Source organism: Micromonospora sp. AB353, from assembly GCF_049538395.1.
Classification (GTDB): Bacteria; Actinomycetota; Actinomycetes; order Mycobacteriales; family Micromonosporaceae; genus Micromonospora; species Micromonospora aurantiaca.
Genome location: NZ_JBMVFV010000077.1, coordinates 20,532 through 27,908 on the forward strand (window position 1 = coordinate 20,532; position 7,377 = coordinate 27,908).

Genomic DNA, 7,377 nt, shown 5'->3' on the forward strand with positions numbered 1-7,377 from the left:
CTCGCCTCAACGCCAGCTGAAGACCGGCGGGAAGGTGCAGCCGGTCACCTCTTCGCGGGCGGCGGTGCAGAACGCGCGTACCGCCGCGCGGACCGGCTCGGTCTCCTGACCCAGCACCTTGAACACCAGGCCGGCGTCGTTCGGCAGCCGGCTGACGGCGGTGGCCAGCGGTGTCTGCTCGTCCCACACCGGCGTCGCGGTCCGCTCGAAGACCCGGGCCGCCCGGTCCGGGTCGGTCAGCAGCACGGCGTTGCCGAAGACGTGGAAGCGGTCCATCATCCCGATCCGTGACACCGGGAACCGGCCGGGCGTGATGACGAACTTCTCGACGAACAGCGGGCGTCCGTCGGGCCGCTGCGCCCGCAGCGTGGTGGAGAACAGGTCGTACGCGAAGATCTCACCGTCGCGGTAGTACTTGCGGCCGGGCTGGAGCACCTCGGCGTACAGCATCGTCGCGGTCTCCGGCAGCCGGACCACGGTGTCGGAGACGAACCGGCTGCGCCGGAACGGGATCACCGGTTCGGGCAGGAACTCCAGGTAGGCGTCCTCGGCCAGGGTGAAGCTCTGGGTCTGGGTGCCGTAGTTGGCGTCCATCTCCTGGATCTTGGTGGCGGCCTGGGTGACCAGGTGCGCCTGCGCGCCCGGCCCCAGGTCGACGTCGATGCGCAGCCGGTCGCCCTGGAGCACGCCGCCGGAGGTGGTGAGGATCATGACGCAGGGCAGGCCCGGCATCTCCTCGTCCCAGTACAGCGCGCGCTGCACCAGCAGCGGAGACTGCCGGAAGACGTCGCGCATGATGGTCCGGTCCTCGCGCCGCTCGAACCCCAGCCGGAGGATGCCCACCTTGCCGTTCGCGGCGGCCGGCAGCTGCGCCGGCTGGTCCTGGTACGGCGCGAGTTCCCGGACGGAGTCCAGAGTGGTCATGCGAGGACTTCGGCGTCGAACAGCGCGTTGCGGCGGACCAGGTCCACCAGGTCGTCGATGCCCTCGCCGGTCTTGCAGTTGGTGAACACGAACGGCTTGCCGCCGCGCATCAGCTCGGCGTCGCGGGCCATCACGTCCAGGTCGGCGTCGACGTACGGGGCCAGGTCGGTTTTGTTGATCACGAGGATGTCGGACTTGGAGATACCGGGGCCGTTCTTGCGCGGGATCTTGTCGCCGGCCGCCACGTCGATCACGTAGATGAAGTAGTCGACGAGTGCCGGGCTGAAGGTGAGCGTGAGGTTGTCGCCGCCGCTCTCGATGAGCACGACGTCGCTGTCCGGGAACCGCGCCTCCATGTCCTCGACCGCGGCGAGGTTCATGCTGGGGTCCTCGCGAACGGCGGTGTGCGGGCAGGCGCCGGTCTCCACGCCGACGATGCGTTCCTCCACCAGCACGCCGGTCAGGGCACGGCGGACGTGTTTGGCGTCCTCGGTGGTGACCACGTCGTTGGTGATGACCAGGATGCGCAGGCCCTGCTCGACCAGGCGGGGCACGACGGCCTCGATGATGGCCGTCTTGCCGCTGCCCACCGGGCCGCCGACGCCGATCCGACTCGCTGATTTCATCTTTGAAAAAGCCCTTCAGGTGATGAGCGCTCAGCTCATGAACATCCGTACGTGTGCGTGCTGGTGCGCGCCGGCCAGCACGTCGAGGTGCGGCGCGAAGCTCTGCATGTCGTCGAGCCCGGCGGTGCGCATTTCCTCGTAGTCCTCGCCGACCCGCTCGTTCACCGCGAAGAGGATCGACTGGGTGTCGAGGTGGTCCACCCGCATGAGCCGGACCGCCGCGCCGAGCACCATGGAGGCCGCGCCGTACTGGTGGGCGGCGAACGCGTCCGCCTCGCCCACGCCGAGTTCGGCGAAGAGCACGCCGAGCGCGACCGGGTAGGTGACCGGGACGCCGCCGCTGCTCTCCGCGACGCGCTTGCGCAGCAGGGACTCCCCCACCACCCGTTCGGCGGCCTCGGCCAGCTTGCGCCCCATGCGGACGGTCATCGTCCGCGTCTCCTCGTTGATCTTGCGCAGGTGTACGGCCTCGTCGGCCGCCCGGATCCCGTCGAGGTCGCCGGCGCGGGCGGCGCGGTGCGCCACGAGCAGCGCCACCCCGTCACCGGTGGCGGCGGCGCGCGTGACGGTACGCACGAACTCCTGCAACGTGGTCCGGTCGTGCACCGCCCCCTGCTCGACCGCCGTCTCCAGCCCGTTGGAGAAGGAGAAGGCGCCGACCGGGAAGACCGAGTCGCCGAACTGGAGCAGTTTCAGTGCCTCGGTCACCGTGGACACCCCGGCCCCTCAGTTCAGGTCGGCGGGCAGGTGCGTGTGCGGGGTCGAGTCGGCCCCGCCGAACAGGCGCCGCGACTCGTGCGGGGCCAGGTACGCGATGATCTCGGTGCCGGGGATGAACTCGTGGGTGAGACCGGTGAACGCGTGGGTCCGCATCACCGAGTCCATGACCTTGCGGTCCACAGTCAGCGGGACGTACATCTTGGTGCCCTTCACCACCGCCGGCCAGTGCTGGTTGCCGATCGCGTGGCCGAGTTCGACGGCCGAGCGGATCACCATGTCCAGGGACTCCCCGTGCAGCGTGTCGAGGTGCACGACCATGACCTCGCCGAGCGCGATCCGGGCCACCACCGCTGTCGCGGTGTCGTCGTCCCAGGCCAGCACGTCGCCGTCGCGCAGCCGTACGCCGCGGGCCAGGGACAGCGCCAGCTCGGTGCCGAGGCTTGTGGTGCGGCGCAGCCGGCTCTTCTGGGCGTCCCACTGGTCGAGGACGAGGTCGTCGACCTTGGCCTCCCGGAGCCGCTCGGTCCAGGCCGGCTCGTTCACGTTGCCGAGTACCGTTTCGACGAGCATGTGTTCTCCTTTCACGCGGCCCCGCCGCCGGCCCGGCCGGGGCGGGACACCGCGCCGGGTCAGCTGAAGAAGTAGAGCTGGCTGAGGGGGAGGTTCTTGGCCGCCGGCACCGTCGCGTGCACGCCGTCCATCTTCACGGCGAAGGTCTCCGGGTCGACTTCGAGCTTCGGCGTACGGTCGTTGCGCACCATGTCGCGCTTGGTCAGGTTGCGGCAGCCGTAGACCGGCATGACCTGCCGTTGCAGGCCGAGCTGTTCGGCCACACCCGCCTCGTGCGCGGCCCGGGACACGAACGTCACGCAGTTCTTGGCGACCTGGGAGCCGGTGGCGCCGAACATGGGCCGGTAGTAGACCGGCTGCGGGGTGGGCAGCGACGCGTTCGGGTCGCCCATGATCGACCACGCGATCATGCCGCCCTTGAGCACCATCTTCGGCTTCGTGCCGAAGAACGCGGGCTCCCAGAGCACCAGGTCGGCGAGCTTGCCCGGGGTGACCGAGCCGATGACGTGCGAGACGCCCTGGGTGATCGCCGGGTTGATGGTCATCTTGGCGACGTAGCGCAGGACGCGGAAGTTGTCGTTGGCGTCGGAGTCCTCGGCCAGCTTGCCCCGGACGTTCTTCATCTGCCCGGCGAGCTGGACGGTGCGCAGCCAGGTCTCCCCCACCCGGCCCATGGCCTGCGAGTCGCTCTGCATCATCGAGATGACGCCCTCGTCGAGGAGCACGTCCTCGGCGGCGATCGTCTCGGTGCGGATGCGGCTCTCCACGAAGGCGACGTCCGAGGGCACCTTCGGGTTGAAGTTGTGGCAGACCATGATCATGTCGTACAGCTCGGACTGGCTGTTGATGCCGTACGGCACCGTCGGCGTGGTCGAGGCGGGCAGGACGTTCATCTGGCCGGCGACCTTGATGATGTCCGGCGCGTGCCCGCCGCCGGCGCCCTCGGTGTGGAAGGTGTGGATGGTCCGACCCTCGAAGGCGGCGATGCTGTCCTCGATGTAGCCGCTCTCGTTGAGCGTGTCGGTGTGGATGCTGATCTGCACGTCGTACTCGTCGGCGACGGCCAGGCAGGACCGGATCACCGCGGGCGGCGCACCCCAGTCCTCATGGATCTTGAAGCTGGGCACCCCGGCCATGATCTGCTCGACGAGGGGCGCACGACCGCTGCTGTTGCCCTTGCCCAGCAGGCCGATGTTGATCGGCAGGTTCTCGAAGGCCCGCATCATGTTGTGGATATTCCAGGGGCCGGGCGTGATGGTGACGCCGTTGGTGCTGTCGCTGGGCCCGGTGCCGCCACCCCACAGGGTGGTGACGCCGTTGCTGAGCGCGGCGTACACCTGCTGCGGGGTGACCAGGTGGACGTGCGCGTCGATGCCGCCGGCGGTCAGGATCAGGTGCTCGCCGGAGATCCGTCGGTGCCCGGACCGGTCACCAGGCCCGGGGTCACCCCGTCCATGATGTTGGGGTTGCCGGCCTTGCCGATCCCGGCGATCTTGCCGTCCTTGATCCCCACGTCCGCCTTGACCACGCCGAGCAGCGCGTCCACGATGGTCACGTTGGTGATCACCAGGTCCACCACGCCTTCGGCGCTGGTGGCCTGGCTGGCACTGCCCATGCCGTCGCGCAGGGTCTTGCCACCGCCGTACATGACCTCGTCGCCGAGGACCCGCAGGTCCTTCTCGATCTCGATGTAGAGGTCGGTGTCACCCAGGCGGATCTGGTCGCCCGTGGTCGGGCCGTACATTCCGGCATATTCCTGCCGTGAGATCTGACTCATGCGTTGTCGCTCCAGCTCTGGCGCGTCGAAGGATTGCCGGGCTACTTGTCGCCCTTGCCGCTCTTGCTCTGGCCCTGGTCCTGCTGCTGCGACGTGGTCTTGAAGCCGCGCGTCTGGGCCTGGTGGAGCGCCTCGGCCCGGTCCGGTCGGTAGCCGGGGATCGGCCCGTCGCCGGTCCAGCCCTGGACCAGGCCGTTGAAGCCGTACACCCGCTGGGAGCCGCCGTACGGGACGAGCTGGACGGTCTTACGGTCGCCCGGCTCGAACCGGATCGAGGTGGTGGCCGGGATGTTCAGCCGCTTGCCGAACGCCGACGGGCGGTCGAACTCCAGGAAGCGGTTGGCCTCGAAGAAGTGGAAGTGGGATCCGACCTGGATGGGCCGGTCGCCGGTGTTGTGCACGACCACCTCGGTCACCGGCCGCCCGGCGTTGAGTTCCAGAGGTTGGTCGCTGAGCTTGTAGCCGCCGATGGGCCGAAGGTGCTTGGAGTTCGGTCCCGGGTGTTGCTTCGCCATGTCGCCCCCGCTCTGCCGGAGACCGTGGCCTCCGGTCGCTGCTCTACTGGATGGGTGAGTGGACGGTGATCAGCCGTGACCCGTCGGTGAAGACCGCTTCGACCTGGAGCATCGGGATCATGTCCGCCACGCCGGGGATCACGTCGTCGGCGGTGAGCACGTGGCTCGCGTCGTTCATGACCTCCTCGACGGTCTTGCCCTCGCGCGCGCCTTCGAGCGCCGCGGCGCAGATCACCGCCACGGCCTCGGGGTGGTTGAGCTTGACCCCGCGTGCCTTGCGGGCGTTCGCCACCATCGCCAACGAGTGGATCGTCAGCTTGTCGAATTCCTTCGGCGTGAGATGCACTTCGCGATCCCTTCGTCCGCACCTTCTGTACGGTTTCAGCTATTCCGTCACGGTAAGAGCGGTTTGTCACACCCGCAGGTGTTCAGGGAGATTTCAGGAAGCGGTTGTGCGCCCGCTTACGCCGGCCGGTCGCGCGTCCGCTCGCCGCCATGTCACCCCGTCCGCCGACGACCCCCCGCCCACCGAAACTGCCAAAAACCTACATATGCGACATACAGTAGGTTGCGCAGCGGTCCGCCGACGAAACTCCCGGACGTCGCCGGGGCCGCCTGCATACGGACGGGGGAAGGGTGAACCGGTCGGCGCGGTACGGCTCCGCGGACTCCTACCGCGAGTTCCGCCACCCGCTCGGGGCGCTCGTGCTCGCCGTCGTCACCGCCGGAGCGCTGGACGCCTTCGCGTTCCTGCGGTACGGCGCGTTCGTCGCCAACCAGTCCGGAAACGCCATCTTCCTCGGCATGGGACCGGCCGGCGGGCATCCCACGTGGCCGGTCTCGGCAGCCTCGATCGTCGCGTTCGCCATCGCCGCCGGACTGGTGAACCTGCTCCGCCACCGCACCCGGCCGGCGGCGGCGCCGCTCGTCGACATCGCGGTCACCGAGGCCGCCATGATCGTCTGGACGGTGCTCAACCTGGCGCTCGCGTACGGCCGGCACGGCATGGCGTCCCGGGTGCTGCTCGCCGCCGCCGGTGCCGTCGCCATGGGCAGCCTCACCACCGTGGCGAGCCGGACCGCGGGCATCGCGACGCCGATCACCTACCAGTCGGACACCACGACCAAGACCGGTGAGCGGGCCGCCCGCTGGCTGCTCGGCCCCGCCGCCGGCCGGGGCCGAGCCCGGCGGGGCACCCTGCTCGGGCTGCTCGCCCTGGTCAGCTACAGCGTCGGCGGCGCGGTCGGCATGCTCGCCCAGCACCGGCCCCGCTGGGTGCCGCTGTGGGGGACGCTCGCGCTGGCCGCGCTTATCCTGCTGCTCCGCCGGCACCGGCAGCCGGGACCGGCGTCGCGGCCCGGCTGAGCGTCAGTCCGCCTGGGCGGCGAGTTCCCGGGCCCGGTCCCGGGCCGCCTCCAGCGCCGCCAGCATGGCCGCGCGTACGCCGTGGTTCTCCAGCTCGCGGATCGCCGAGATGGTGGTGCCCGCGGGCGAGGTGACCGCCTCGCGCAGCTTCACCGGGTGCTCCCCGGAGTCACGCAGCATCACCGCCGAGCCGATCGCGGTCTGCACGATCAGCTCGTGCGCCACCTGGCGCGGCAGGCCGAGCAGGATGCCCGCGTCGATCATCGCCTCGACCAGCAGGTAGAAGTAGGCCGGACCGGAGCCGGAGAGCGCGGTGACCGCGTCCTGCTGCGACTCGGGCACCCGGACGGTGGCACCGAGCGGGGAGAACATCTCCTCCGCCAGGGCCAGATGCTCGCCGGTGGCGTACGCGCCCGCCGAGATCGCGCTCATCGCCTCGTCGACGAGCGCCGGGGTGTTGGTCATGACCCGGACCACGGGGGTGCCCTCTGGTAGCCGGCGGTTGAAGAAGGATGTCGGCAGGCCGGCGCAGAGCGAGATCACCAGCTTGTCGGCCGGCACCTTCGGGCCGATCTCGTCCAGCAGCGCGGCGGCGTCCTGCGGCTTGACCGACACGGCCAGCACCTCGGCCTCGGTCACGGCGGTGAGGTTGTCCACCACCCGTACGCCGTAGCGGTCGGCCAGCTCCCGCGCCCGCGCCGGCCGCCGCGCGGTGGCGAGCAGCCGCTCCACCGGCCAGCCGGAACGCAGCAGCCCGGAGAGCATCAGCTCACCGATCTTGCCGGCGCCGATCACCGCGACCGTGTGCACCTCGCGTGCCATCAGCCGTACCCCTTCCCGGGTCACGTGGGCACGGCGTGGCGGGCCGGCCAGGACCGGC

Annotated in this window: 10 protein-coding genes; 1 reads left to right on the forward strand and 9 read right to left on the reverse strand. The window is 70.0% G+C overall.

The annotated features are described in order from the left end of the window. Positions 1-6: 6 nt before the first annotated feature. From ACPCK6_RS24400 to ACPCK6_RS24430, 8 genes are read right to left on the reverse strand one after another with little or no spacing between them, the layout of a single operon-like run. Positions 7-924, reverse strand: coding sequence for an urease accessory protein UreD (locus ACPCK6_RS24400; protein WP_423482333.1), 918 nt, complete (start codon positions 922-924; stop codon positions 7-9). Next, positions 921-1,550 (reverse strand): urease accessory protein UreG, encoded by a 630-nt coding sequence (ureG, locus tag ACPCK6_RS24405; RefSeq protein ID WP_013287653.1) that lies wholly within the window; start codon positions 1,548-1,550, stop codon positions 921-923. Before ureG ends, ACPCK6_RS24400 begins: the two co-directional genes overlap by 4 nt. 30 nt (positions 1,551-1,580) lie before the next feature. Next, complete coding sequence (locus ACPCK6_RS24410; protein ID WP_423482334.1) at positions 1,581-2,258, reverse strand: urease accessory protein UreF; 678 nt, start codon at positions 2,256-2,258, stop codon at positions 1,581-1,583. A gap of 18 nt (positions 2,259-2,276) precedes the next feature. Beyond that, complete coding sequence (locus ACPCK6_RS24415) at positions 2,277-2,840, reverse strand: urease accessory protein UreE (protein ID WP_318334964.1); 564 nt, start codon at positions 2,838-2,840, stop codon at positions 2,277-2,279. A 59-nt stretch (positions 2,841-2,899) separates the two neighbouring features. Beyond that, positions 2,900-4,249 carry an urease subunit alpha gene (gene ureC, locus ACPCK6_RS24420; protein ID WP_514132364.1) on the reverse strand — a complete coding sequence of 450 codons (1,350 nt, stop codon included), beginning with the start codon at positions 4,247-4,249 and terminating at the stop codon, positions 2,900-2,902. Further along, positions 4,231-4,617 carry a hypothetical protein gene (locus ACPCK6_RS29740; RefSeq protein WP_514132363.1) on the reverse strand — a complete coding sequence of 129 codons (387 nt, stop codon included), beginning with the start codon at positions 4,615-4,617 and terminating at the stop codon, positions 4,231-4,233. Before ACPCK6_RS29740 ends, ureC begins: the two co-directional genes overlap by 19 nt. Before the next feature lie 41 nt (positions 4,618-4,658). Further along, complete coding sequence (locus tag ACPCK6_RS24425; protein WP_463673748.1) at positions 4,659-5,132, reverse strand: urease subunit beta; 474 nt, start codon at positions 5,130-5,132, stop codon at positions 4,659-4,661. A 43-nt stretch (positions 5,133-5,175) separates the two neighbouring features. Then, positions 5,176-5,478 carry an urease subunit gamma gene (locus ACPCK6_RS24430; protein ID WP_013287657.1) on the reverse strand — a complete coding sequence of 101 codons (303 nt, stop codon included), beginning with the start codon at positions 5,476-5,478 and terminating at the stop codon, positions 5,176-5,178. Positions 5,479-5,768: 290 nt separating this feature from the next. Between ACPCK6_RS24430 and ACPCK6_RS24435 the strand changes: the two genes are divergently transcribed. Further along, positions 5,769-6,497 carry a DUF1275 family protein gene (locus ACPCK6_RS24435; RefSeq protein WP_423482335.1) on the forward strand — a complete coding sequence of 243 codons (729 nt, stop codon included), beginning with the start codon at positions 5,769-5,771 and terminating at the stop codon, positions 6,495-6,497. Positions 6,498-6,500: 3 nt separating this feature from the next. Here the strand turns inward: ACPCK6_RS24435 and proC are convergent, their stop codons facing one another. Beyond that, positions 6,501-7,319 carry a pyrroline-5-carboxylate reductase gene (gene proC / locus ACPCK6_RS24440; RefSeq protein ID WP_334461794.1) on the reverse strand — a complete coding sequence of 273 codons (819 nt, stop codon included), beginning with the start codon at positions 7,317-7,319 and terminating at the stop codon, positions 6,501-6,503. Between the last annotated feature and the right edge of the window lie 58 nt (positions 7,320-7,377).

Bases quoted from the DNA above. Each gene is read 5' to 3' on its own strand.
- ureG (WP_013287653.1), bottom strand. From the start codon at position 1,550: ATGAAATCAGCGAGTCGGATCGGCGTCGGCGGCCCGGTGGGCAGCGGC.
- ACPCK6_RS24425 (WP_463673748.1), bottom strand. From the start codon at position 5,132: ATGGCGAAGCAACACCCGGGACCGAACTCCAAGCACCTTCGGCCCATC.
- ACPCK6_RS24400 (WP_423482333.1), bottom strand. From the start codon at position 924: ATGACCACTCTGGACTCCGTCCGGGAACTCGCGCCGTACCAGGACCAG.
- proC (WP_334461794.1), bottom strand. From the start codon at position 7,319: ATGGCACGCGAGGTGCACACGGTCGCGGTGATCGGCGCCGGCAAGATC.
- ACPCK6_RS24415 (WP_318334964.1), bottom strand. From the start codon at position 2,840: ATGCTCGTCGAAACGGTACTCGGCAACGTGAACGAGCCGGCCTGGACC.
- ACPCK6_RS29740 (WP_514132363.1), bottom strand. From the start codon at position 4,617: ATGAGTCAGATCTCACGGCAGGAATATGCCGGAATGTACGGCCCGACC.